Origin of the sequence: Kitasatospora sp. NPDC056531, from assembly GCF_042794375.1 — a bacterium.
In the GTDB taxonomy this organism is placed as follows: domain Bacteria; phylum Actinomycetota; class Actinomycetes; order Streptomycetales; family Streptomycetaceae; genus Kitasatospora.
Genome location: NZ_JBHTTU010000039.1, coordinates 55882 through 79820 on the forward strand (window position 1 = coordinate 55882; position 23939 = coordinate 79820).

General features: G+C 73.6%; 21 protein-coding genes. 12 read left to right on the forward strand and 9 right to left on the reverse strand.

All coding sequences use genetic code 11. The features are described from left to right. The first annotated feature begins 168 nt into the window (after positions 1-168). Complete coding sequence (locus tag ACFQ87_RS27925) at positions 169-1233, forward strand: DUF2637 domain-containing protein (protein WP_380613591.1); 1065 nt, start codon at positions 169-171, stop codon at positions 1231-1233. A 76-nt stretch (positions 1234-1309) separates the two neighbouring features. On the opposite strand, the gene ACFQ87_RS27930 is transcribed toward ACFQ87_RS27925, so the two are convergent. The 3 genes from ACFQ87_RS27930 to ACFQ87_RS27940 all read right to left on the reverse strand — a co-directional run bounded on the left by ACFQ87_RS27930 (position 1310) and on the right by ACFQ87_RS27940 (position 6288). After that, positions 1310-2974 (reverse strand): esterase/lipase family protein, encoded by a 1665-nt coding sequence (locus ACFQ87_RS27930; RefSeq protein ID WP_380613592.1) that lies wholly within the window; start codon positions 2972-2974, stop codon positions 1310-1312. A 194-nt stretch (positions 2975-3168) separates the two neighbouring features. Further along, complete coding sequence (locus tag ACFQ87_RS27935; RefSeq protein WP_380613593.1) at positions 3169-5421, reverse strand: SpoIIE family protein phosphatase; 2253 nt, start codon at positions 5419-5421, stop codon at positions 3169-3171. Between the two features lie 351 nt (positions 5422-5772). Next, positions 5773-6288, reverse strand: a complete 516-nt coding sequence (locus tag ACFQ87_RS27940; RefSeq protein ID WP_380613594.1) for an ATP-binding protein — start codon at positions 6286-6288, stop codon at positions 5773-5775. 548 nt (positions 6289-6836) lie between these two features. Here ACFQ87_RS27940 and ureA point away from each other — a divergent pair. The 4 genes from ureA to ACFQ87_RS27960 all read left to right on the forward strand — a co-directional run bounded on the left by ureA (position 6837) and on the right by ACFQ87_RS27960 (position 11088). Continuing rightward, positions 6837-7547, forward strand: a complete 711-nt coding sequence (ureA, locus tag ACFQ87_RS27945) for an urease subunit gamma (protein ID WP_380613595.1) — start codon at positions 6837-6839, stop codon at positions 7545-7547. Positions 7548-7617: 70 nt separating this feature from the next. Next, complete coding sequence (locus ACFQ87_RS27950) at positions 7618-9339, forward strand: urease subunit alpha (protein WP_380613596.1); 1722 nt, start codon at positions 7618-7620, stop codon at positions 9337-9339. A gap of 20 nt (positions 9340-9359) precedes the next feature. Continuing rightward, on the forward strand, positions 9360-10409 hold the full coding sequence (locus tag ACFQ87_RS27955; protein ID WP_380613597.1) for an agmatine/peptidylarginine deiminase: 1050 nt from the start codon (positions 9360-9362) through the stop codon (positions 10407-10409). 79 nt (positions 10410-10488) lie between these two features. Further along, positions 10489-11088: a TetR/AcrR family transcriptional regulator gene (locus tag ACFQ87_RS27960; protein WP_380613598.1), complete on the forward strand. Its 600-nt coding sequence runs from the start codon at positions 10489-10491 to the stop codon at positions 11086-11088. A 29-nt stretch (positions 11089-11117) separates the two neighbouring features. On the opposite strand, the gene ACFQ87_RS27965 is transcribed toward ACFQ87_RS27960, so the two are convergent. Continuing rightward, entirely contained in the window at positions 11118-12773 is a 1656-nt protein-coding gene (locus ACFQ87_RS27965; RefSeq protein ID WP_380613599.1) for a protein phosphatase 2C domain-containing protein, read from the reverse strand. Positions 12774-13132: 359 nt separating this feature from the next. Between ACFQ87_RS27965 and ACFQ87_RS27970 the strand changes: the two genes are divergently transcribed. The 4 genes from ACFQ87_RS27970 (at position 13133) to pth (ending at position 15871) form a co-directional block, all read left to right on the forward strand. Then, positions 13133-13642, forward strand: a complete 510-nt coding sequence (locus ACFQ87_RS27970; RefSeq protein ID WP_380613600.1) for a hypothetical protein — start codon at positions 13133-13135, stop codon at positions 13640-13642. 106 nt (positions 13643-13748) lie between these two features. Continuing rightward, positions 13749-14411, forward strand: coding sequence for a DUF3105 domain-containing protein (locus tag ACFQ87_RS27975; RefSeq protein ID WP_380613601.1), 663 nt, complete (start codon positions 13749-13751; stop codon positions 14409-14411). 110 nt (positions 14412-14521) lie between these two features. Beyond that, a complete protein-coding gene (locus tag ACFQ87_RS27980; RefSeq protein ID WP_380613612.1) occupies positions 14522-15154 on the forward strand; it encodes a DUF305 domain-containing protein in 633 nt (210 codons plus the stop codon). Between the two features lie 126 nt (positions 15155-15280). Continuing rightward, the gene (gene pth / locus ACFQ87_RS27985; RefSeq protein ID WP_380613602.1) at positions 15281-15871 is read left to right on the forward strand and encodes an aminoacyl-tRNA hydrolase; all 591 of its coding nucleotides are present in this window, start codon (positions 15281-15283) and stop codon (positions 15869-15871) included. On the opposite strand, the gene ACFQ87_RS27990 is transcribed toward pth, so the two are convergent. Continuing rightward, entirely contained in the window at positions 15858-17309 is a 1452-nt protein-coding gene (locus tag ACFQ87_RS27990; RefSeq protein ID WP_380613603.1) for an MFS transporter, read from the reverse strand. The two genes, pth and ACFQ87_RS27990, sit on opposite strands and share 14 nt — an antisense overlap. 144 nt (positions 17310-17453) lie before the next feature. Between ACFQ87_RS27990 and ACFQ87_RS27995 the strand changes: the two genes are divergently transcribed. From ACFQ87_RS27995 to ACFQ87_RS28005, 3 genes are all read left to right on the forward strand, one after another. Beyond that, complete coding sequence (locus tag ACFQ87_RS27995; RefSeq protein ID WP_380613604.1) at positions 17454-17960, forward strand: MarR family winged helix-turn-helix transcriptional regulator; 507 nt, start codon at positions 17454-17456, stop codon at positions 17958-17960. A gap of 110 nt (positions 17961-18070) precedes the next feature. Then, the gene (locus ACFQ87_RS28000; RefSeq protein ID WP_380613605.1) at positions 18071-18580 is read left to right on the forward strand and encodes a GNAT family N-acetyltransferase; all 510 of its coding nucleotides are present in this window, start codon (positions 18071-18073) and stop codon (positions 18578-18580) included. Between the two features lie 341 nt (positions 18581-18921). Then, positions 18922-19356: an RNA-guided endonuclease InsQ/TnpB family protein gene (locus ACFQ87_RS28005; RefSeq protein ID WP_380613606.1), complete on the forward strand. Its 435-nt coding sequence runs from the start codon at positions 18922-18924 to the stop codon at positions 19354-19356. Between the two features lie 77 nt (positions 19357-19433). Here the strand turns inward: ACFQ87_RS28005 and ACFQ87_RS28010 are convergent, their stop codons facing one another. From ACFQ87_RS28010 to ACFQ87_RS28025, 4 genes are all read right to left on the reverse strand, one after another. Further along, positions 19434-19949, reverse strand: a complete 516-nt coding sequence (locus ACFQ87_RS28010; protein ID WP_380613607.1) for a methylated-DNA--[protein]-cysteine S-methyltransferase — start codon at positions 19947-19949, stop codon at positions 19434-19436. Next, on the reverse strand, positions 19946-21526 hold the full coding sequence (locus tag ACFQ87_RS28015; RefSeq protein ID WP_380613608.1) for a DNA-3-methyladenine glycosylase 2 family protein: 1581 nt from the start codon (positions 21524-21526) through the stop codon (positions 19946-19948). The genes ACFQ87_RS28010 and ACFQ87_RS28015 overlap by 4 nt, the downstream gene beginning before the upstream one ends. 244 nt (positions 21527-21770) lie before the next feature. Next, positions 21771-22910, reverse strand: a complete 1140-nt coding sequence (gene rsgA / locus ACFQ87_RS28020) for a ribosome small subunit-dependent GTPase A (protein WP_380613609.1) — start codon at positions 22908-22910, stop codon at positions 21771-21773. 324 nt (positions 22911-23234) lie between these two features. Next, on the reverse strand, positions 23235-23939 hold a 705-nt coding region (locus ACFQ87_RS28025; protein ID WP_380613610.1), incomplete at its 5' end, for a group II intron maturase-specific domain-containing protein.

Here is a 23939-nt window from a genome sequence, read left to right on the forward strand (position 1 = left end):
ACAATCCACATCACACTGATACGACAATGCGATTTCCGCCGGATCAGAAATCCCTCTCCTCAGCGCATTGACGGCGAATCAGCCGTTCCCCCGCCGAGCATCCGCCATGATGGTCCCCGCCATCACGACGCAGGAAAGCGACGCAGGAAAGCGAGGCTGGTTCCGGCGATGAAATTGTCCGACATACCGCTCGGCTGGGCCGTCACCGGGGTTGCTGGGCTACTGGTCAGCGCGCTCCTGGTGGCCCTGGCCCGGAGCCGGGGATCCGCTCCCGCCGCCGGCTCGGATTCCTGGGAGCGTTCCGAGGAAAGGCGCCGCCACAAGGAATCCCTGTACGGCGCGGCCTCGTACACGCTGCTGTTCTGCTGCGCCGGCGTCGCCGCCGCACTGTCCTTCCACGGGCTGGTCGGCTTCGGCGTGCAGAACCTCGGCCTCTCCGGCGGCTGGGAGTACCTCGTCCCGTTCGGGCTCGACGGCGCCGCGATGTTCTGCTCGGTGCTGGCCGTGCGCGAGGCCAGCCACGGCGACGCCGCACTCGGCTCCCGGCTGCTGGTATGGCTGTTCGCCGGCGCCTCGGCCTGGTTCAACTGGGTGCACGCCCCCCGCGGCTTCGGCCACGCCGGCGCCCCGCAGTTCTTCTCCGGCATGTCGCTGTCCGCGGCGGTCCTGTTCGACCGGGCGCTCAAGCAGACCCGCCGGGCCGCGCTGCGCGAACAAGGCCTGGTGCCCCGCCCGCTGCCGCAGATCCGCATCGTCCGCTGGCTGCGCGCCCCGCGCGAGACCTACGCGGCCTGGTCGCTGATGCTGCTGGAGGGCGTGCGCAGCCTGGACGAGGCGGTGGACGAGGTCCGCGAGGACAGGCGGGAACGCGCCCTGGACAAGGAGCGCCGCAAGCTGGCGGGCCGCCGTGAGCGGGCCGAGATCCGGGCGATCAACCGCAGCGGCGGTCACTGGCGCGGCCGCGGCGGCGGCGCACGGCAGTTGGAGTCCGGCTCGGAGCCCGCCATAGCCGGCGGGCCCGGGGCGGAGCGGCCGGAGGCCGGCGCCGCCGGGCCCCGCGAGGACGGGCCGCGTGAGGTCGGCGCGGCCGAGGGCACCGTCGTCCAGCCGGGCCTGCCGGCCCGTCCGGAGCGGCGCACCATCGACCTCACCGCGGAGGAGGACACCGTCACCCTGCCCCGGCTGGACTCGCTGGAGCGCAAGCTCAAGGACCTGGAGCAGCAGTTCGGCTGACGGCGGCTCGACTGACGGCGGTCGGGCCGAACAGCGGCCGGGCCGAGGGCGGTTCGGCTGAGCACCTCCACCGGGGTCAGTGCCAGACGCCGGGCGTGAGGACGACCGCCGCGCCGGCGCCGAGGAGCCGGCCCGCGCTCGGCGGCAGGGGGACGGGGATCGCGTCCTGGCCGTGGTCGAGCGGGCCGGCACCGACCGGGTCCCGGTCGGCGATCGCGCCGGGCAGCCCGGAGTTCCAGGCCGCCCAGATCCTCAACTCGCCCTTGGGGTCGTCGCTCTCGTGCCCCACGTCGACGATCAGGACGTCGTCCCAGTCCGCCGTCTGGGCGAGGTGGTCGCGCCAGGACAGCACCCCGTGCTCCTCGGCCAGCCGGGAGACCCGCAGGTGCAGCGCGTAGCGGGACGGGAGCGAGACCGGCTCGTCGGTGCCGTCGGCGGGCGTGGTCAGCGGATCGAGCAGGAAGACGGTGGTGAGCGGGACTGAGCCGCCGTCGGGGTCGGGCTCCAGCGCGACCGGGCAGTAGTGCGCCGCCAGTTGCTGGTCCGTCACCACGGGCAGTCCGCGGATCGACAGCTGCAGCTCGCCCTGCCGGAACGACCGGCGGCCGTCGGTCGCGGGCGGGCCGGGCTCCAGGCCCGAGAGGGCGACCGCCACCCGCTTGCGGCCGAACAGGAAGCGGCGCAGGTTCTGGTACCCCTCCTCGGAGTTGACCAGGCCGTAACGGCCCGAGTGCGAACGGTGGACGTACGCGTGGTGCGCACCGTCGACGCAGGCGTTGCCGATCGCCACCAGGCCGTCGCTCTGCGGGCCGACCACCTTCTGGGCCAGGCCGTAGTCGCCGGCGTCGGTGCCGATCACGCAGAAGACCCGGTCGGTGTCGAAGTACTGGGGCGGGATCCGCTCGGCCCGCCAGCCGTCCGGGGCCTCGGTGCCGTACTCGACCCCCGGCACCAGGTAGCCGTACATCTTCTCCGGCGAGAAGATGTCGGACCCGACCGGGCCGAGGTCCTCCATGAACTCGTCGAGCAGGCCGCCGCCGACGGCGAAGCCGATCCCGCTGTGCGGAGTGCCGTAGGTGAACAGCTTGTCGACCAGGTCCTTGCCGGGGACGGTCGGCCGGAAGTCCCCGAGGCTGTCGTAGGACCACTTCTGGAGCATGCTTCGGCAGACCAGGCCGCCCATCGAGTGGGCGATCAGGTCGACCTTGTCCGAACCGGTCTTCTTCCGGACCAGCAGGACGAGTTCGTACAGGTCGCGGGCCGCCGCCTCGATGTCGAAGTCGACGGCCCGCTTGCCGAAGGTGTCGGCGGAGGCGTCGTAGAAGCGGTGGATCCAGACGGTCGCCCGGTCCACCGACCCGTCCTCGCAGGACTGCAGGTAGGCCCTGGGGTCACCGGCCGTCAGCGGGTGGTAGCCGTCGTCGGCGAAGAGCCGGAGCAACGGGCTCTCGAACTGGTAGTACTGGGGGTCGCCGTCGCCGCCGACCCGGATGTGGGTCGAGCCGGTGTTGAATCCGTAGAAGGGGTCGTCCACCTGCTTGTCGATGCCGCTGGTACCGCCGGCGAAGCCGCGGACGTAGATCAGCGGGAGGCGGGCGGCGCCGTCGGTGGCGTAGCGGGGCCCGGCCGGCTCCTGGTGCGGGGGCGGCAGCGGGAGGGTGGGGGACTCGGCGGCTCGGTCGTCCCTGCGGTGATGGAAGATCGACACCATGGCGTGATCCTCGGGTACGGCAGTGGTCATGGCCGCCCGCCTCACGTCGGCGGGCTCTGGCCACTCGCCCTCGTCGGCTGCCGGGCCGCGCCGGGGCTCGTGACCTGCCTTCAGGTTCGCAGACGCGGCCGCCGCGCGCACCCGTTGCACTGAGGCGTGACCGATTGCCGCCGCGGCGCGACCGGACGGCGCCGACCACGCCGACCACGCCGACCCGGCGGGATCTACGCCGCGTTCGCCCCGCTGAGTTCGAACCACATCCGCTTGCCGGAGCCGCGCGGCTCCACGCCCCAGGCGTCCGCCAGCGCTTCGACCAGCATCAGGCCGCGTCCGGAGGAGGCCTGCTCCCCCGGCGTGCGGCGGGTGGGCCACAGGTCGGACTCGTCCTCCACCTCGACCCGCAGCCGGGCCCGGCCGCCGTCCGAGGCCGACTCGCGGTAGAGCCGGGCGGTGAACATGGCATCGCGGTCGGTGTGCCGGATGGCGTTGGTGACCAGCTCGGAAGAGAGCAGCTCGGCGGTGTCGATGAACTCGGCGACGCCCCAGCGGCGCAGCGCGTCGCGCAGTTCGGCGCGGACCTCGGCGATCCGCGCCAGGTCGGCCTGGCCGATCCGGCGGCGCAGCTGCTGGGTGGTGAGCCCGCCCGCCGGACCGTCCCAGCGCAGGAGCAGCAGCGCTATGTCGTCCTCGCGCTCGCTGGAGTCGGCGGCCTGGGAGGCGATCCGGTCGGCCAGGTCCTCCAGCGGGTCGCGGACCGCCTCCTCGGGGGCCGGCAGCGGACGGGCGAGCGCGCGGGTGAGCCGGCCGATGCCCTCGTCCAGGTCCATGCCGCGCGCCTCGACCAGGCCGTCGGTGCACAGCAGCACGGTCTCGCCCGGGTCCAGGCTGAACCGGGTGACCCGGTACTCCTGGTCCGGGTCGATGCCCAGCGGCAGCCCGCCGGCCACCGGCACGGCGGCGGCGGTGCCGTCCGCGCGGCGCACCACCGGGTCGAGGTGGCCGGCCCGCACCGCGTAGACCACGCCGTAGTCCACGTTGACCTCGGCGTACGTGCAGGTCGCGAAGTGGTCGGTGTCCAGGTCGGCGAGGAAGCGGGAGGCTCGGGCCATCACCGCGGCGGGCGGGTGGCCCTCGGCGGCGTAGGCGCGCAGCGCGATCCGCAGCTGGCCCATGATGCCCGCGGCGTGCACGTCGTGGCCCTGGACGTCGCCGATCACCAGGCCGACGTGCCCGCCGGGCAGCGGCACCACGTCGTACCAGTCGCCGCCGATCTGCAGGCCGGAGCCGGCCGCGAGGTAGCGCACGGCGGTGGTCACGCCGGGGATGGAGGGGACGGTGCGCGGCAGCATCACCCGCTGCAGGCTCGCCGCCAGCTCGTGCTCGGCGTCGTGCAGCCGGGCCCGGGCCAGCGACTGGGCGACCAGCCCGCCCAGGGTGGTCAGCAGGGTCCGCTCGTCGGCGTCCAGTTCGCGCTCGTCGTCGAAACTGACCACGCAGACGCCGATCGCCCGGCCGCTGGCCACCAGCGGCAGGTAGGCCCAGGAGCCACGGCCGGTGCGGCTGGTCTGCTCCCAGACGTCGGCGTGGCGCTCGCGGAACTCCTCGCGGTTGGAGACGAAGACCGGGGCGCGGTGCTTCAGCGCCTCGGCGGCCGGGTGGCCGGACGGCAGCACGGCGCGGTCCCAGACCGCGAGCGCCTCGGAGCGGTAACCGGAGGCGCCGAGGATCTGCGCCCGGCCGGCCTCGAAGGAGGCGAGCACCAAGCCGTCCGGCGGCAGTCCGGGCAGCGGCAGCTCGGTGAAGACCCGGGCCACGTCCCGGACGGTGACGGCCTCGGACAGGGCGCGGGCGGCCTCCTTGATGAAGCGGGAGCGCTCCTCGCGCAGCAGGGCGAGCCGGTCGGCGCGGTCGCGCTTGTGCAGTTCGACGGTGGCGTCCCAGACGAAGCCGACCATCCGGGAGGCGCGGCCGAAGGCGTCCGCGAGCACCCGGCCGCGGAAGCGCACCGCGCGCATGCCGCCGTTCGGCCCGACGGTGCGGTAGTAGGCGCCGCACTGGCCCAGCTCGGTCACGGCGCGCTCGACCCGGCGGCGCACCACGGGCGCGTCCTCGGGGTGCAGCAGGGACAGGAAGGAGGCGGCGGTGCGGTCGAAGCGGCCGCGCTCCACGTCGTCCAGGCCGATGATCGTGCAGGCGCGCTGGTCGCCCTCCAGGATGTCGCGGCGGATGTCCCAGTCGAAGGAGCCGATGCCGTTGGCGGCCATCGCGGGCTCCAGCCAGTCCGGCATGGAGTCGGCCGTGGCGGGCGGCAGTCCGCCGGACAGCACGGGGGCCAGCCGTCCGGAGGCGAGTCCGGGGGGCGTGCGCAGCGGGTTCCGCCGGGAGGCCTGCGCGGGCGGGCGGGCGGGCGGCAGCGGCTCCACGGCGGACGCGCCGGGAGGAAGCGCCGGCCCCGGCGACTCGGGCTCAGTGGGCATGCTGCTCCTGCCGCTGCCGTGGCGGACCGCGCCGACCGTCCGGACGGGCCGCGTGGCGATGTGGTGGGTGGTGCTGGATCGGACGGTGCCGACGCACAGTGGTCAGTCGAGGTTCGGTCTCCCCGCTGCTTTCCCGCACGTGGACACACATTCCCACCATCCTGGCCAATGTTCGGCCGAGCGGCAATGGCAACGGGCCGGAAATCTTACGTTCCGCCTTCTGTTCAGGGCTTGCTTCGGGAACAGATCAATCGATGACGAACAATCGTGCGGACGGGGGTGCGAGTGGTGGCGCAGTGAGCGGTCCGACGATCGGGCCGGCGGTCGGTACGGTACGGGACGCGGCGGGGATCAGGGCACCGCGAGCTCGAACCAGGTGACCTTGCCGTCGCCCCTGAGCTGCACCCCCCAGGAGTCCGCGAGCGCCTCCACCAGTAGCAGGCCGCGCCCCGAGGTCGCGTACTCGGCGTCGGGATCGCGGCGACGCCCGGGCAGCCGGCTCGCACCGTCCTGCACCTCGACCCGCAGCCGGCTGTCCGAACCGAGCACCGCGTCGAAGACCGCGCCCTTGCCGGTGTGCAGCAGCGCGTTGGTGACCAGCTCGGAGGAGAGCAGCTCGGCGGTGTCGGACAGCTCCGGCACCCCCCAGTGGCTCAGCGCCGTGCGCAGCCGGTGCCGGACCGCGCCGACCGCGACCAGGTCGGCCGGGTCGAGCGTCAGGTGCAGCCGGTGGTGCAACGCGCAGCCGGGCGCGGACGCGCCCGACACGGTCGTCCTTGTGCCGGTGGCCGGGCCCTGGGCCTGCCCGGCCTGGTAGGCGTCGCCCGAACCCGTCCGCTGCCGCGGGAATCGCGACTGACCGTCCATCAACACATCCCCCGCCCTCAAATCCGGGCCCCCGCCTCCGGATCCCCCGCCGGCCGGGTGGCCCCCTCGTTCTGACCACCCATCCTCATGCCCAGTTGACGGCGTTTGCAACAGTGTGCGTCCGATCACGTGGGGTGAAAGGGGCACGGGGAGGTTCACGTGATCCAACTGCCCGCGCCGGACAGGTTTGCGAAGCGCAGAGGCAGTTTTCGAGGCCGCCCCCACCCGATCCCGCGCACACCCGGCGCCCGTACGGACCGCGCGCCCGGACACGCGCCCCCGCCTCCGCCACCGCCGCGCGGGCCCCGACCCGCCGCACGCCCGGTCCCGGAACCCGGCCTCGCCGCCGTCGGACACCCGCCCTCACCCCCGTCGCCCGCCCGACAGGCCGGACCCGGTCGGAGCGGCAACGCTGGACAGGGCGGCCCGGTCCGGGTTCAATGGCCCCGAGATGTTTGAACGACGTTCTAATGATGGTCCGAACATCACCCCATAAGCCCCCCGGCCCCGAGCCGGCCCCTCTCCCGGCGACGAGCGAGCGAGGAACCGTGCGACTGACCCCCACCGAGCGGGACCGGCTGCTGATCTTCACAGCAGCCGAGCTGGCCCGCGCCCGCCGAGCCCGGGGCGTGCGCCTCAACATCCCCGAGGCGACCGCCCTGATCGCGGACACCGTCTGCGAGGCCGCCCGCGACGGCCTTCGCCTGGCCGAGGCCATCGAGGCCGGCCGCTCCGTCCTGACCGCCGACGACGTGCTGCCCGGCGTGCCGGACGTGGTCACCGTCGTCCAGGTCGAGGCCGTGTTCGAGGACGGCACCCGCCTCGCCGTCGTCAACGACCCCTTCAAGGGCGCCGGCTCACTCGGCGACGAGGCCCCCGGCGGCGCGCTGATCGGCGACGGCGCCGGCTACGACCCGGTCGAGGAGACGCTGCTGATCCCCGTCCACAACACCTCCGGGGTGCCGATCTCGGTCACCTCGCACTTCCACTTCTTCGAGGCCAACCCGCGCCTGGCCTTCGACCGCGCCGCCGCCTACGGCACCCACCTGGCCGTCCCGGCCGGCTCCTCGGTGCGCTTCGACCCGGGCGCCACCGTCGAGGTCGGCCTGGTGCCGATCGGCGGCGAGCGGGTCGCGATCGGCTTCGCGGGGCTCGTGGACGGGCCCCTGGACGCGCCCGGCGCGAAGGAGGCCGCCCTCGCGAAGGCCCGCGCGACCGGCTACCTGACCAGCTTCGACGACGCGGAGGTGCCGTCATGAGCGAGCGGAGCGAGCAATTGGACAGAGCGGCCGCGCCGGCGCGGTCCGCCGAGCGAAGCGAGGCGGGAGCATGACGGCCATCAGCCCCCACGACTACATCTCCGTCCACGGCCCGCGCGCCGGGGACCGGATCCGGCTCGGCGACAGCGGCCTGATCGTCCGGGTCGAGTCCGACTCCCAGGCGCCCGGCGACGAGTTCCTGGCCGGCTTCGGCAAGACCGCCCGCGACGGCCTGCACCTCAAGCCCGCCGCCGTCCGCGACACCTGCGACGTCGTGATCAGCAACGTGCTGGTGATCGACGCGGTCCAGGGCATCCGCAAGACGTCCATCGGTCTGATCGGCGGCCGGATCGCCTCGATCGGGCGGGCCGGCAACCCGGACACCCTCGACGGCGTGGACGTGGTCGTCGGCACCGGCACCACGATCGTCTCCGGCGAGGGCATGATCGCCACCGCCGGCGCCATCGACACCCACGTCCACCTGCTCTCGCCGCGGATCATGGAGGCCTCGCTGGCCTCCGGCGTCACCACCATCATCGGCCAGGAGTTCGGCCCGGTCTGGGGCGTGGGCGTCAACTCGCCCTGGGCGCTGCGCCACGCGTTCAACGCCTTCGACGCCTGGCCCGTCAACATCGGCTTCCTGGGCCGCGGTTCGTCCTCCGACGAGGCCCCGCTGATCGAGGCGCTGGCCGAGGGCGGCGCCTCCGGCTTCAAGGTGCACGAGGACATGGGCGCCCACACCCGCGCCCTGGACACCGCGCTGCGGGTCGCCGAGGAGTACGACGTCCAGGTCGCCCTGCACACCGACGGCCTGAACGAGTGCCTCTCCGTCGAGGACACCCTGAAGGTGCTGGAGGGCCGGACCATCCACGCCTTCCACATCGAGGGCTGCGGCGGTGGTCACGTCCCCAACGTGCTGAAGATGGCGGGCGTGCCGAACGTCATCGGCTCCTCCACCAACCCCACCCTGCCCTTCGGCCGGGACGCGCTCGGCGAGCACTTCGGCATGATCGTCTCCGCGCACGACCTCAAGGTCGACCTGCCCGGCGACGCCGCGATGGCCCGCGACCGCATCCGGGCCGGCACCATGGGCGCCGAGGACGTGCTGCACGACCTCGGGGTCATCGGCATCACCTCCTCCGACGCCCAGGGCATGGGCCGGGCCGGCGAGACGGTGCGCCGCACCTTCGCCATGGCCGGCAAGATGAAGGCCGAACTCGGCCCGCTGGACGGCACCGGCTCGTACGGCACCACCGACAGCGGCGACGACAACGAGCGCGTGCTGCGCTACATCGCCAAGCTGACCATCAACCCGGCCATCGCGCACGGCCTTGTCCACGAGGTCGGCTCGATCGAGGTCGGCAAGCTCGCCGACATCGTGCTCTGGCGCCCGGACCACTTCGGCGCCAAGCCGCAGCTCGTCCTCAAGGCCGGGTTCCCCGCGTACGGCGTGGTCGGCGACCCCAACGCCTCCACCGACCGCTGCGAACCCCTCGTCCTGGGGCCGCAGTTCGGCGCCCACGGCGCCACCGCCGCCGACATCTCGGTGGCCTTCGTCGCCCAGGCCGCCGCCGACGGCGCCTACCTCGACCGCCCCGCCGACGGACTGCCCACCCGCCGCCGCCGCGTCGGCGTCCGGGGCACCCGCGGCATCGGGCCGCGCGACATGGTGCGCAACGCCCGCGTCGGCCAGGTCGAGGTCACCGAGACCGGGCTGGTCTCACTGGACGGCTCGCCGCTGCGCTCCGAGCCCGCCGACAGCGTCTCCCTCAGCCGCCTCTACTTCCTCTGATCCTCCCCCTCAAGGACCCGATGATGACCACCCCCACGCCCGCCTCCCTCGGCTACCGGATGCCCGCCGAGTGGCACCCCCACGACCGCACCTGGATGGCCTTCCCGACCACCAACCCCACCTTCGACGGCCCCGAGCAGCTGCACGCGGCCCGCGAGGCCTGGGCCGCCGTCGCCGACACCATCGTCCGCTACGAGCCGGTGACGCTGATCGTCAACACCGGTGAGACGGCGGACGCCCGCCGGTACGTCTCCGAGCAGGTCGAGATCGTCGAGCGCCCGCTCAACGACGCCTGGATGCGCGACATCGGCCCGTCCTTCCTGATCGACGGCAAGGGCTCGGTCGCCGCCGCCGACTGGATCTTCAACGGCTGGGGCGCGCAGTCCTGGGCCCGCTGGGACAAGGACCAGCACATCGCCGAGCACATCGGCGAGCTGACGGGCGTCCAGCGCTTCGCCTCCAGGCTGATCAACGAGGGCGGCGGCATCCACGTCGACGGCGAGGGCACGGTGCTGGTCACCGAGACCGTCCAGCTCGGCGAGGGCCGCAACGCCGACTGGACCAAGGAGGAGGTCGAGGCCGAGCTGCACGCCTTCCTCGGCACCACCAAGGCGATCTGGCTGCCGCGCGGACTCACCCGCGACTACGACGAGTTCGGCACCCGCGGCCACATCGACATCGTCGCCTCCTTCGTGCGCCCCGGCGTCGTGGTCGCCCACGTCCAGCCCGACCCGTCCCACCCGGACCACGAGGTCTGCCGGGAGCTGGTCGCCGTCCTGCGCGCCGCCACCGACGCCCAGGGCCGCCCGCTGGAGGTCATCGAACTGCCCGCCCCCACCGTCCTGTCGGACGAGGACGGCGAGCCGGTCGACTACTCCTACATCAACCACTACGTGGCCAACGGCGCCGTCGTGCTGTGCGCCTTCGCCGACCCGCGCGACCAGGAGGCCGCCGACATCCTCGCCAAGGCCTACCCGGGCCGCACCGTCGAACTCGTCGACGCCCGGGAGATCTTCGCCAACGGCGGCGGCATCCACTGCATCACCCAGCAGCAGCCGAAGGCGCTCTGAGGTCCACCCCGGGCGGGAGCCGCGCGCTCCCGCCCGGGTAGCCTTCTGAGCTCCGCACCACCGAGGGAGAGCACTGCACATGGCGGACGCCCGCCCGCGCCGGCCGGCGCGCCCCCGCGAGGAGGTCTTCGCCACCGCCCGGGCCGCGATCGCCGAACACGGGCTCGCCAAACTCACCATGGCCGGGCTCGGCAAGCAGCTCCAGATGAGCGCCGGACACCTGCTCTACTACTTCGGCAGCAAGGACCAGCTGCTGCTGGAGACCCTCCGCTGGAGCGAGGACCAACTCGGCGCCCGCCGCCGCGAGGCCCTCGCCGACCACGCCCGCGACCCCTGGCAGCGCCTCGACGCCTACCTGCGCCTCTACCTGCCGGAGGGTCCGGGCGACCCGCGCTGGATCCTCTGGGTCGAGGTGTGGGGCCGCTCCCCCGCCAGCGCCGAGATCCGCCAGGGCCAGCAGGAGATCGAATCCCCCTGGCAGGCCGACCTGGTCGCCCTCATCGAGGAGGGCGCCGCCGCCGGCTACTTCACCCCCGGCCCCGCAGCCGACCGCGCCCTCCAACTGCGCTCCCTGCTCGACGGCCTCGCCGTCCCCATCGCCATCGGCCTGCCCGACGCCGGCCGGCCCGCCGCCCTCGACCAGGCCACCGCGGTCGCGGCCGTCCTGCTGCGGGCCTGAGGCACCGGCTCGGGCCCAGGCACCGACACTCACTCGGTCCAGACCGCGGCCGCCGTACGGTCGTCGGCGTAGCCCTTGGCGCGGACCTGGACCTGGCGCAGGAAGTCGACCGTGCCCGGCGGGTGGGGGTGCGCCCAGTGGGCGGACAGGAAGTGGGCCACGGCGGGCTCGTCCGCGACCGGGGCGGCCAGGCCCGGGGTGCAGAGCAGCAGGATGTCGCCGGGGGTGGCCGGAACCAGCCGGAAGCGGAACGGGCGCGGATCCGGCACCGGGGCGTCCGGCGCCGGCGGCTGACCGTCCGGGTGGTGGAGCAGCCGGGCCGCGTAGGCGTCGATCCAGTGGCCCGAGCGCAACAGGTACAGCCCGCCCGGGCCGACGCCGAAGGCCGCGCGGTAGCCCGCCGCCGGGTCCAGCGACAGCATCAGGCAGTGCAGCGAGGCCGGGGACGGCGCGCCGTCCCCCTCGGCCCGGGGCGCCAGCGCGCGCAGCGGGGCGGCGGCGCTGGTGGCCAGGCGCTGCAGGCCGTAGCGCAGCCGGTCCCGGGCGCCGTCGCGCAGATCGGCGGCCAGGCCCGCCCGGCTGCGCCCGATCGCGGCCGCGAGCTGGCGGCAGGCCTCGCCGGTGGCGGCGGCGACGGCCCCCGCGGTGAGTGCCCCCTCCTCTGCGCCGCCCGTGCGGTCGAAGCCCGCGAGGACGGCGAGCAGCAGCCCGTCGGGGCCGTCGCCGAACCTGGTCACCAGCAGGCTGTCGCGGCGCGGCTCGCCCCGGTAGCGGGCGGAGTCGCCCCGGACGGAGACGGCGCGCAGCACGGTGTTCCCGTACTGGGCGCCCTCCAGCGCGGTGTCCGGGACGACCGCGCCGAGCGAGCCGGGGTCCGCCTCCGCTACGGCGGTGGGCTCGGGCCCGTAGGTCGGGGGGCGCTCGCCGACGTGCGGGACGGCGGGGTCGGCTTCGGCGCGCGGGGTGCGGATGGCCAGGCGGGGGTCGGGGACCGCGGGTGCGGGTTCGGGGTCGGGCTGGGGGGCGTGGTCGGGCTCGGGCTCGGGGGCGGGGGGCTTGGTGACGGCGGGGGGTTCGGGGGCGGGGGCGGGTTCCGGCTCGGGGGCGGGTTCCTCGGCGGCCGGGGGTTCGGGAGCGGGCTCGGGCTTCGGCTCGGCGGCGGGGGTCGGGGCGGGCTTCTCCAGGGAGACCGGGGTGGGGGGCTCCTCGGGCTCGGGCTCGGTGACCGGTTCGGGCTTGGCCTCTTCGGCCTCGGACGTGGGCACGGCCTCAGCCTCGGTCTCGGGCGCGTGCTCCGCCCGGGGCGCGTCGGAGGCGAAGGACGGGGCGGGAAACTGGTGGGTCTCGGTCGAGGTGCGCTGGCGCCCCAGCCCGTCGGTCCCCCCGGTCCCCTCGATCACGCCGATCGCGGTGTCGAACCAGTCGTCGATGCTGTCCCGCGCCACCGCAGGCTCGGGCTCGGGATCCGCGACGGCCTCCGGTACCGGCTCCGACTCCGGCTCCGACTCCGCCGTGCGCTGCTGCCCGATCAGCCCGACCGCCGTGTCGAACCAGTCGTCCACGGTGCCGTCGCCAGGGTCGGCGTGCGGGGTGTCGGGGAGGGTGCCCGCCGGGCCGTCGTAGACCGTGTCCCACCAGCCGTCGCCCGGCCGGGGCGGCTGTGCGGGTGCACCCTGCTTGCTCATCTGGCGGCTCCTGGTCGGTCCGTGGTCGCGCCGCCCCCGGCGGGGCCGGACTGGCGTCATTGTCTCCAAGTGCAACGACGCTGTCCGGGTTTCGACGACAACCAGTCACCGACCGGATCATCCCGGCCACCGCGCTCACCAGCCGCTTCACCGAGGCGCGGCCGGGTGCCGACGGGGCGGCGGCGCGGCGGTGGCGGGGCGGTCACGGGGCCGTCGGCACGCCGTCCGCTTCCGTTCCGTCCGTGCTTGCCGGATGTGCCCCGAGCAGGGCGTTTCCTGGACATTGCGGGGCATCGGCCGCCGAAAATGGGGGCCGAGGAGGGGCATCGCTTCACCCGTTCGGCTGATTAAATGTGCCCATGACCGCGTCGGCCCCCAGCTCGCCCCGACCGGGGAGGGCCGCACCGGCGGGCCGCCCGGTGGGTGCGCTGTTGGTCCTGCTGCTGGTCGCCCTGCTGACGGCGCTGCCCTGCGCGGGCCAGTCGAGCGCGTTGGACGCTCCCGTCCATCCGGCGCCGGCCCCGGTCAGCGCCGTGTCGGTGGTCAGCGCCGCCGAGGCCACCGCGACCACTCCCCACACCGGCCACGCCGCCAGGGCGTCCCAGCACCACCAGCGGCTCGCCGCAGAGCAGGACCACTGGATCCTGTGCACCGCCGACGGCCAGCCGCCGCACGACAACGGCTGCTCCAGCCACCCGTTCTGCCCGCAGGACGCGCAACTGCCGAACCCGCCGCCGCAACCGCAACCCGCCGTCTCACCGCTCACCGCGCCGGCGCCCGAGGCGCTGCCCCGCGTGGTGCGCGCGGGACTGCTGGACGGCCCGCACCCGGCACCCGATCTGCACGAACTCCAGGTCCACCGGTCCTGAGCGGAACCCACCGCCGACGCTGCCCGTCGGCGGGTCCGCCCCCCACCCCACCACAGCCGACCGCCGTCGCCACCAGCCGTGCGCGGCGGGGACAAGGACAACCATCATGGGTTCCGCCTCGAAGCAGTCCAACAAGCCCGGCGGCAAGGGCGTCGCCGACCGCCGTGAGCGCATCGCCGCGCTGCGCGCCGCCGAGGAGCGCCGCGACCGCCGCAACAAGGTCATCGCCTCGGTGGCGGCCGGTGTGCTGGTGATCGGCGCGATCGCCACCGGCACCTGGATCGTCATGGACCAGAACCAGAAGAAGAAGGACAGGGAGGCCGCCGCCAACGCGGACATCCCGGGCGTGAAGACCTTCGGCGACCTGAGCCGCAACCACGTCAAGGAGAAGGTCAACTACCCGATGACCCCGCCGGTCGGCGGCGACCACAACGCGGTCTGGCTGGACTGCATGGGCCACGTCTACGACCAGCCGGTCGAGAACGAGCGCGCCGTCCACTCGCTGGAGCACGGCGCGGTCTGGGTGACGTACAACGGCAAGGCCACCCCGGAGGACATCAAGACCCTCTCCGACAAGGTCAAGAACACCCCGTACTCGCTGATGAGCCCCTACCCGGACGAGCAGGGCACCATCACCCTGAACGCCTGGAGCACCCAGCTGATCGTGGACAGCGCCAGTGACCCGCGGGTGAACCAGTTCTTCACCAAGTACGTCCAGGGCAAGCAGACCCAGGAGCCGGGCGCCTCCTGCACCATGGGGCAGATGTGACCGCCGACGCGACCCGCCCCGAGGAGGCCTCGGCGGCGGACGCCCCGGAGACGGACGCGCCGGAAGCGGACGCGACCAGGGAGCCGGCGGCCCGTCCCGGCCGCCGGCGGCTGTGGTGGCCGGCCGCGCTGGCCGCCGCGGTGGCGCTGGCGCTCGGGGTGCCGGCCCTGGTGGCGAGCGGGACGTCGGCCTCCGGCACGGCCTCGGTGGCCGTCCCGGCGGACGACTCGCCCGAGGCCGGGTTCGCCCGCGACATGGCGACCCACCACCAGCAGGCGGTGGACCTGTCGTTCATCGTCCGGGACCGCACCGGCGACGAGCCGACCCGCACCCTGGCCTTCGACATCATCAACACCCAGGCCAACCAGCGCGGGATGATGACGGGCTGGCTCGACCAGTGGGGGCTGTCGCAGCACTCGACCGCCAAGCCGATGGCGTGGATGAATATGGACCACGACTACGCCGCCCACGACGGTTCGCTGATGCCCGGCATGGCCACCAACGCCCAGATGGCGAAGCTGCGTTCGCTCAGCGGGCGGGACGCCGAGGTGTACTACCTGCAGCTGATGATCGAGCACCACAAGGGCGGCGTCGAGATGGCCCAGGGCTATGTGGACGTGGCGAAGAACGACGTCGAGAAGCGGCTCGCCCAGTCGATGGTGGTCGCCCAGACCTCCGAGATGGAGCTGATGACCGACATGCTCAAGGAGCGCGGCGCCGCCCCCGGCGTACCCGCGTCCTGACAACTGCTGTTCCCCGGGCAGCCGGGGAACCTGCTGTTCCCCGGACGGCCGGGGCGCGGCGGCGGTCCCGTACCGCCCGCACCGCGCCCCGGCCTTCCGCCGTCCCGACTCCTGGAGAACCCCCGCATGACCCCGACCCCTGACGCGCCCTGGCTGATCGCCGGGCTGGGCAACCCCGGTCCGTGGTTCCGACTGACCCGGCACAACGCGGGCTTCCTCGCCGTCGACCGGCTGGCCGAGCGCCACGGCGCCCGGTTCCGCCGGCGCGGGCTCGCCACCGTGGTCGCCGAGATCGAGGTGGACGGCCGCCGGGTGCTGCTGGCCAAGCCGCTGTGGTTCATCAACCTGTCCGGCCGCCCGGTGGCCGCCCTGCTGCGCCGCCACGGGGTGCCGGTCGAGCGCCTGGTGGTCGTCCAGGACGACCTGGACTTCGCGTACGGCTCCGGCAAGTTGAAGCGCGGCGGCGGGCCGGGCGGACACAACGGGGTGCGCTCGGTGGGCGAGGTGCTCGGCACCCGCGACTTCGTCCGGCTGCGGTTCGGCATCGGGCGCCCGCCCAAGGGACAGAGCGTCGGCGACTACGTGCTGAAGAAGTTCTCGGACGAGGAACTCGCCGCGCTGCCGGGGGTGCTGGACCGCTGTGCGGACGCCCTGGAGACGCTGGTGCGGCTCGGCCTGAACCGGGCCCAGGACGCCCTGAACGTCAGCCCGTCCTGAGGCTCCCACGGGCCGGAGTCGGACCGGTCAGCGCGGTGGCCGCCACCGCGACCACCGCGAGGACGACCAGCACCGTCCGCCCACCGGACGCCGCGCCCGCCAGGTGGACGCCGAGGACGGACAGCGCCATGCCGAGCGCGGTGCCGAGGCTGCGCGCCATGTTCACCATGCCGCCGCCGACCGCCGAGCACTCCGCCGGGATCGCCCGCATCACCAGCGCGTTGTTGGCGGGCAGCAGCAGACCCAGCCCGTACCCGGCGACCAGCAGCGGGGCCGCCACGGCCGCACCGGAGACCGGCAGCACGGCGAACAGCAGCAGCCCGGCGCCCGCGAGGCCCGCGCCGAAGCGGCACCTGGCCACGTCCGACCAGCCCCGGGGCAGCAGGGCGCCGCCGACCGTCGCGGCGACCGCGAAGGCCGCCGGCAGCATGGTGACCACCAGGCCCGCGGCGGCCGTCGACACCCCCGCACCGGTGAGCAGCACCGGGCCCAGCACGAGCGGGCAGAACAGCAGCAGGTAGCCGATCAGCGCGACCGCCAGCCCGGACCGCACGCCCGGGGTGTTCACCAGCCCCGGCGCCAGGATCGGCCGGGCGGCCCGCCGCTCCTGGCGCACCAGGGCCAGCGCGAGGACGACGGAGACGAACAGCAGGACGGCGACGGCCCAGCCGGGCAGGGGCAGGCCGGAGGCGGTGGACAGGGCGAGCAGCAGCGTGCTGGTCGCACCGGTGAGCAGCAGCATGCCGGGCAGGTCGAAGCGGGGCGCCCGCGGCTCGCTGTCGCGTGGTCCCGGGACCGCCACCGGAGCGCAGGTCCGGGTGCGCGGCAGCAGGTACCAGCTGGCCACGATGCCGAACACGGCGATCGGCACGTTGACCCAGAACACCCACTGCCAGGAGGCGTGCTCCACCAGCAGCCCGCCGAGGCTGGGGCCGAGCGCCAGCCCGAGGCCCTGGGCGGCGGCCTGGATACCGAGCGCGCGGCGCATCGCGTGCTCCGGGACCCCGCGTGCGACCAGGGCGACGCTGTTGGCCTGCATCATCGCGGCGCCGACGGCCTGGACGGCCCGGCAGGCGACCAGGATCCACAGAGCGCCGGCGAATCCGGCGCCCAGCGAGGACAGGCCGAAGACGGCGAAGCCGCCGATGTACATGGTCTTGCGGCCGACCAGGTCGGACAGCCAGCCGATCGGGGCCAGCAGGGCGACCAGGACCAGCAGGTAGGCGAGCGCGACCCATTCGACGGCGGCGAAACCCGCGTCGAAGTGCCGGCCGAGGGCCGGGAAGACCAGGGCGATGACGCTGGCGTCGAGCTGGCCGAGGAAGGCGCCGAGGCAGACCGTGCCGACGGCCAGCCAATGGGCGTGGCGCCAGCCGGCTACGCCGCGGGGCCGCGGCCGCTCGGTGAGCAGACGCGCGGCAAGGGCGGTGGCGTTCATGGGACAAATATATCGGATGCAGATATGTTCTTTCTACGAGCTGATCGCCCTGCGATACGAAACATCCCACCCTACGTCCGCGGCCCGTCCAAGGGTCGGACGACGCGCCGGAAACGCCCCGTACCAGGCGATACGCTGTTCGCCATGCCGTCGTCACCGCATGTTCCCGACCCCGCCACCGAAGCCCCCGACCCGGCGGTCGAGCACGCCCGGCAGCTGACCGACACCGTCACCCGGCTGCGCCGCGCGCTGCGCAGCAGCATCCGCACCGACTACCCGTGGGAATCCCTGCCGATGGCGCAGGTCGAGCTCCTGCAGACGCTCGCCGCCGCGCCACTGCGGGTCGGCGAGCTGGCCGCCCGGCAGCGGCTCGCCCCCAACACCGTCAGCGGGCTGGTCGGCAAACTACTGGAGGCCGGGTTCGTCGACCGCCAGGCCGACCCCGGCGACCGGCGCACCGCCCGGATCGCACTCACCCCCGCCGGGCGGCGCCAGCTGGACGACTGGCAGCACGCCCACGAACGCCGGATCGCCACCGCCCTGGGCACCCTCGCCCCGGCCGACCGCGAGGCGGTCGTCCACGCACTGCCCGCGCTGGAGCAGCTCGCCCGCGCCCTGGCCCAGCCGGGCGGTGGCGGGGAGCAGGGCTGACGGGCCGGGCCCAGGAGCCGGGCCGACGAGCCGGGCCGACGGGGCCCGCGCACCGGCCCCGCTCGGTAAACCGCTGGTCACCGAGGCCCGGCGGCGCTACCGTCCCCGCCATGACCACCGTAGAAGTACAGATCGAGCCCTGGACGGACGCCGACCTCGCGCTGCTGCGCCGGGTCAACACGCCGGAGATGAAGAAGCACGTCGGCGGACCGGAGACCGAGGAGCAGATGCTCCACCGGCACCGGCGCTACCTGGACTTCGTCCCGTCCGCCCTGGGCTGCATGTACCGGATCGTGCTGCTGCCCGAGGGCGAGGCGGTCGGGACGGTGGGCTACGGCACCCGGACGTGGGAGGGTGAGACCGTGCACGAGATGGGGTGGAACGTGCTGCCCGGCCACCAGGGGCGGGGCATCGCCGTCGCGGCCACCCGGGCCGCCGTCGAGGCCGCCCGGCGCGATGCCGCGCACCGCCATCTGCACGCGTTCCCGTCGGTGGACAACCCCGCCTCCAACGCGGTCTGCGCGAAGGCCGGGTTCACCCTGCTCGGCCAGACCGACTTCGAGTTCCCGCCCGGGCGGTTCATGCGCAGCAACAACTGGCGGGTGGATCTGCGCAGTTGAGCCCAACTCGGCTCGGAAACCCGTTCAGCCGACCTCGGGCGGGAAGGCCGTTGAGCCGACCGCGGATTCACCGGGTTCAGCATGATCTTGCGAGGAACCCCGACCCTTTGGAGCCGGGAGGAATCGTATCCTTGGTCCGGAGCAGCAAAGCGGCGGAGTCCTCTGCGTCACCGTCTGGGCGGGTGTTGTCAGTGCCTCCTTGTAGGTCAACATCGCCGCCACCAGCGACGGCACCCGGCACGCCGGGCGTGGCCTGAACCGACACCGCAAGCGCCAGACCGATCTGCGCCGCAAGTTGCAGGCCAAGGGAACCAAGTCCGCCAAGCGGCTGCTCAAGAAGCGTGCCCGAAAGGAAGCCCGCCACGTGGTGGAGGCCAACCCACCGCATCTCCAAGTCCGTCGTCACCACCGCTGAACGCACCTCACGCGGTGCCGCTCTGGAAGGCCTGAGCAGCATCCGCGAGAGGGTCCGGCTCCGCAAGGACCAGCGGACCTCTCTGCACTCGTGGAGCTTCCACCAGCTCGGCGCCTTCATCGCTTACAAGGCCAAGCGAGCCGGAGTGCCGCTGGTGTACGTCGATCCGGCGTACACCAGCCGGCAATGCTGCGAGTGCGGACACATCGACCGGAAGAACCGGCCGAACCAAGCAGAGTTCACGTGCAACGCCTGCGGCGTCACGATGCACGCGGACTACAACAGCTCCCGCAACATCGCCGCTCGCGGCGCCGTCGCGTGGACAGCGGGGCGTCAGTCATGCCTCCCAGAGCCAGCCTGACGGCAGCTCTCAGACGTGGGAGGCCACGCGACAGCCAGCCGCGCCCTACCCACAAGCCCGGCCCCTTAAGGGCCGGGTCAAGGTGACAGGAGGCTGCCGCGCTCCAGCTCCAGCAGCCAGCGCTTGCGGTCCACGCCCGCGGCGAACCCGGTGAGCGAACCGTTGGCGCCCATCACCCGGTGACAGGGGCGGACGATCAGCAGCGGGTTGGCGCCCACCGCGCCGCCGACCGCCCGGACCATGCGCGGCGCCTGCCCGGCCAGCTCGGCGAGTTGGCCGTAGGTGACGGTCGTGCCGTACGGGACCTCGTCCAGCGCGGCCCAGATCCGGCGGCGGAACTCGGTGCCCTCCGGCGCGAGCGGGAGGTCGAAGGTGCTGCGGCGGCCGGCGAAGTAGGCGGTCAGCTGGGCCACCGGCTCGGCGAGGGCCTCGGGGTCGAGCACCCAATCGTCTGCGGGCTCGGCCAGCGCGTACTTCTGGCCGGGCGCGGTGACGGTGGCCAGGGCCGCCGCACCGCCGTCCTCGGGCAGCACACCGCTGAGCAGCAGCTGGCCGAAGGGGCTCTCCATGGTGGTGTAGACGGTGGTGCTCATGCCGGGTCGTTCTCCGTTCCGGTACTGGTACTGGTGCTGGTGCTCGCGGGGCCGGCCCACAGCCGGTGGACGGCGTAGGAGCGCCACGGGGCCCATGCCCCGGCCGCGCGGGCGGCGGACTTCGGGTCGCCGGCCGCGCCGAGCCTGGTCAGGCCGTGCTTGACGCCCACGTCGCTCGGGAGGAAGACGTCGGGGTCGGCGAGGGCCCGCATCCGCAGGTAGCCGACCGTCCAGGGGCCGATCCCGGGCAGGGCCAGCAGCTGGGCCGCCGCCTCCTCGCGGTCGGCCCCGCTGTCGAGGCGGACCACGCCCTCGGCCAGCGCTGCACACAGGCCGGTGAGCGCACGGCGACGGGCCGCGGGCATCGCGAAGTCCTCCGGGTCTGCGGTGGCCAGGGCCGCCGCCGTCGGGAAGAGCAGCCGCAGGCCGCCGCTCGGCTCGGGCAAAGCGGCGCCGTACTTCTCGGCGAGCCGGCCTGCCAGGGTACGGGCGGCACCGACGGTGATCTGCTGGCCCAGGACGGCGCGCACGGCGAGCTCGTGCGGGTCCACATGGCCGGGCGAGCGCAGGCCGGGACGCTCGCGGACCAGAGGGCCGAGCACCGGGTCGGCGCCGAGCTGCTCGTCGACGGTGTCCGGGTCGGCGTCCAGGTCGAAGAGGATGCGCAGGCGCTGGACGGCAGTCGGTAGGTCGCGCAGGTCGGCGAGCAGCAGGCGGCAGTCGAGCCAGCCGCGAGTGCGCGGCTCACCCGGCGCGAGGCCGTCGACTTCGGCGATGCCGTGCCCGTACGGGAGCGCGAAGGTGCGCCGGTAGGTGCGCACACCGGGGCGCGCGCCGGGTACGACCTCCTCCACGCCGGGGACGGCACGCAGGGCGAGGAAGTCGATCAGGTGGTCGCTGTCGATCGCGCCGCGGTAGGCGAGGCGCAGGGTGAGGCCGCCGGCCGGGGTCGCGGTGCGGCGGCCGGCCACGACCTCGGCGCGCAGGCCGGTCGGGGTGCGGTCGTAGACCTCACGGACGGTGTCGTTGAACTGGCGGACGGAGGCGAAGCCGGCCGCGAACGCGATGTCGGTGACGGGCAGCTCAGTGGTCTGCAGCAGGAGGCGGGCGGTCTGGGCGCGGCGGGCGCGGGCCAGGGCGATCGGGCCGGCGCCGAGCTCGGCGGTGAGCTGGCGCTGCAGCTGGCGGGCGCTGTAGCCGAGGCGGTCGGCCAGGCCCGCGACGCCCTCGCGGTCCACCACGCCGTCGCCGATCAGGCGCATCGCGCGACCGACCAGGTCGGCGCGGTGGTTCCACTCCGGGGAGCCCGGCACCGAGTCGGGGCGGCAGCGGCGGCAGGCGCGGAAGCCCGCGCCCTGGGCGGCAGCGGCGCTGGGGTAGAAGCGGCAGTTGGCGCGCTTGGGGGTCACGGCGGGGCAGCTCGGTCGGCAGTAGATTCCGGTGGAGGTGACGGCCGTGAAGAAGACCCCGTCGAAACGGGCGTCGCGGCTGTCCACGGCTCGGTACCGGATGTCGTCGTCGATCACGTTGTCCAGTTTGCGGCACCGGGTGGGGGGTGACTGGCGGGAATCGGACATCGCCGTTCGGGGGCCCTCCCCCTCCCCCTCCCACCCGCCGCCACCTCCACCCTCCGCCTTCTACCCATGCCGGGGCCTCACAGGGCCCAGGTCGCCCGGGTCGAGGTCGCCCGGCTCGCTGAGGTCGCCTGGTCGCGCCGACGATCCAGAGGCCCCAAGGGCCCAGAGGCGCGGGTGGTCCGGACCGCCCGCGCCCGCCGCACCCCGGACAAACCGTGGGCGAGTCGGGTCCAACCAGCTCAGGTCAGCGCTTCACCGGACCTCCCGCAGCACGCATCGACTTGGTGATCGCCTTCCACTTGTTCAGCCGGGCCTTGGCCACCCGGGCGTCCGAGCGCGAGGCGATCCACTCGTTCTCGCGCTGGAGCTTGAGGTAGCTGTCCATCCGGCGCTGCGGCAGCGTGCCGTCGGCCAGCGCCGCCCGGACCGCGCACCCGGGCTCGGTGTGGTGGTTGCAGTCGTGGAAGCGGCACTCCTCGGCCAGCTCGGCTATGTCGGCGAAGGCCAGGTCCACCCCCTCGCCACCGTAGAGGCCGACCTCGCGCAGCCCGGGGGTGCCGATCAGCACGCCCCCGCCGGGCAGCGCCGTCAGTTCGCGGGTGGTCGTGGTGTGGCGGCCCTTCTGGTCGACCGAGCGGGCCTCTTGGACGGCCATCACCTCGGAGCCGACGAGCGCGTTGGTGAGGGTGGACTTGCCGACGCCGGACTGGCCGATCACCACGGTGGTGCCCGGGGCGCAGGCGCGGAGCACGTCGATGCCCTCGCCCGTCTCGGCGCTCACCACCAGCACGGTGACGCCGGGTGCTACCGCCTCGACGTCGGCGCGGATGAACTCGGCGTCGTCGACCAGGTCGGCCTTGGTGAGGACGACCAGTGGTTCGGCGCCGGACTCCCAGGCCAGGGCGAGGAAGCGCTCGATCCGCCCGAGGTCGGGATCGGCCGCGAGCGAGGCGGCGATCAGGACGGTGTCGACGTTGGCCGCCAGCACCTGGCCGTCGGAGCGCTTGCCGGCCACCTTGCGGATGATCGCGGTGGAGCGCGGCAGCAGCGCGACGACGGAGGCCATCGGTCGGGCGTGCAGGTCCGCGGCGGCCCAGTCGCCCGTGCACGGGCAGTTGATCATGTCGGCGTCGCCCACCGGCCGGGTGTCGAGACGGACGGTGCGCAGCTCGCCCGTCTCCGGGTCGGCCAGGACGGCGTCGCACTGGCCGCGGTCGACCCGGACGATCCGGGCCGGGAGCAGCCCGGCCTCGGCGAGCGGGGCGAACAGCTCGGCGTGCTCGGTCGTCCAGCCGTAGCGGGACAGCGGGGAGTCGTCGACGGAAGAGGAAGAGAAAGAGGAGAGGGAAGGAGAGTACGACGGAACGGAGGCAGCGTTGAACAACGCAGTGGCCCTTCGGGAGGAGATGGTCCCGGCGGGCTACGGCTGGCGCGGAAGGCTCAGCCTGCGGCCGGGAAAAGGAAGTGAACGCGAGTACTGCCCAGGGCAGCTATCGGGGCGACAACGACCACGGGGTTCACCTCCTGCTCTCTACTCCTCGGGTGGCCCAACGGCCCCCGAACCGAACGCGTCACACGCTAGCGGAACGGCCGTGCGCGGCCAACGTGTTTTTAGCGAGTAGCCGGGGGGAGTTTCACCCCCCGGCTCTCTCAGATCCGTACGTGAACCTCTCGATTCATACGGCTCCCATCGTCCAGTCGTTCACGGTCAGGGCTTGGTGAGTTTCCAGTGGGCGAAGAGCCCTGGCCACACACTCGCGTGCTTGCCCAGGGCGTCTCGCGCCCGCATCCACCGTCCGCGGAACCGCTTGTACTTCTGCACGAGCCACCGCACCAGGTAGTCATTGATGCGGTTGAGGCTGGCGACCAGCGCGGACGGGAAGAACCGTCCGTAGTAGTTAATCCAGCCCCGCACGACCGGGTTGATCTCCCGGGCGAGCTGCTCCAGGGTCTGCCCACTTCGCAGGTGCAGCCGCCAACGGCGGATCTGCGCCCGGATCTGTTTGGCGGCCTCGTCGCTGACGGCCGGGTTGAAGCTGAAGAAGAACGCTCCCCGCTTCGTCCGGACCATCCGCACGCGAAACCCGTACCCCAGGAACGTGAACGAGGTGTGTTCGTACGAGCCACGCCTCTTCCCGTCCCGGCAGTACACGATGCGGGTCTTGTCGGGATGCAGCAGCAGCCCCCCACACTCGGCCAACCGCCCGGCGATGGCCCCGCGCACCCGGTGCGCTTCGGCTTCGCTGCGGCAGTGGACCACCACGTCATCGCAGTACCGTTCGAACCGGACCCCCGGATACGTCCGGGCCATCCAGAGATCGAGTAGGGTCGGGGACTGGCGCGGTGGATGAGTCTCCGTTTCCAGTCCCCGCCGCATCAAACCGGACATGCGGTTCTCCCGCATCCGGCTTTC

Coding starts and splice junctions, on each gene's coding strand:
- ACFQ87_RS27925 (WP_380613591.1), top strand. CDS start 169: ATGAAATTGTCCGACATACCGCTCGGCTGGGCCGTCACCGGGGTTGCT.
- ACFQ87_RS27930 (WP_380613592.1), bottom strand. CDS start 2,974: ATGACCACTGCCGTACCCGAGGATCACGCCATGGTGTCGATCTTCCAT.
- ACFQ87_RS27935 (WP_380613593.1), bottom strand. CDS start 5,421: ATGCCCACTGAGCCCGAGTCGCCGGGGCCGGCGCTTCCTCCCGGCGCG.
- ACFQ87_RS27940 (WP_380613594.1), bottom strand. CDS start 6,288: ATGGACGGTCAGTCGCGATTCCCGCGGCAGCGGACGGGTTCGGGCGAC.
- ACFQ87_RS27950 (WP_380613596.1), top strand. CDS start 7,618: ATGACGGCCATCAGCCCCCACGACTACATCTCCGTCCACGGCCCGCGC.
- ACFQ87_RS27955 (WP_380613597.1), top strand. CDS start 9,360: ATGATGACCACCCCCACGCCCGCCTCCCTCGGCTACCGGATGCCCGCC.
- ACFQ87_RS27960 (WP_380613598.1), top strand. CDS start 10,489: ATGGCGGACGCCCGCCCGCGCCGGCCGGCGCGCCCCCGCGAGGAGGTC.
- ACFQ87_RS27965 (WP_380613599.1), bottom strand. CDS start 12,773: ATGAGCAAGCAGGGTGCACCCGCACAGCCGCCCCGGCCGGGCGACGGC.
- ACFQ87_RS27970 (WP_380613600.1), top strand. CDS start 13,133: ATGACCGCGTCGGCCCCCAGCTCGCCCCGACCGGGGAGGGCCGCACCG.
- ACFQ87_RS27975 (WP_380613601.1), top strand. CDS start 13,749: ATGGGTTCCGCCTCGAAGCAGTCCAACAAGCCCGGCGGCAAGGGCGTC.
- pth (WP_380613602.1), top strand. CDS start 15,281: ATGACCCCGACCCCTGACGCGCCCTGGCTGATCGCCGGGCTGGGCAAC.
- ACFQ87_RS27990 (WP_380613603.1), bottom strand. CDS start 17,309: ATGAACGCCACCGCCCTTGCCGCGCGTCTGCTCACCGAGCGGCCGCGG.
- ACFQ87_RS27995 (WP_380613604.1), top strand. CDS start 17,454: ATGCCGTCGTCACCGCATGTTCCCGACCCCGCCACCGAAGCCCCCGAC.
- ACFQ87_RS28000 (WP_380613605.1), top strand. CDS start 18,071: ATGACCACCGTAGAAGTACAGATCGAGCCCTGGACGGACGCCGACCTC.
- ACFQ87_RS28010 (WP_380613607.1), bottom strand. CDS start 19,949: ATGAGCACCACCGTCTACACCACCATGGAGAGCCCCTTCGGCCAGCTG.
- ACFQ87_RS28015 (WP_380613608.1), bottom strand. CDS start 21,526: ATGTCCGATTCCCGCCAGTCACCCCCCACCCGGTGCCGCAAACTGGAC.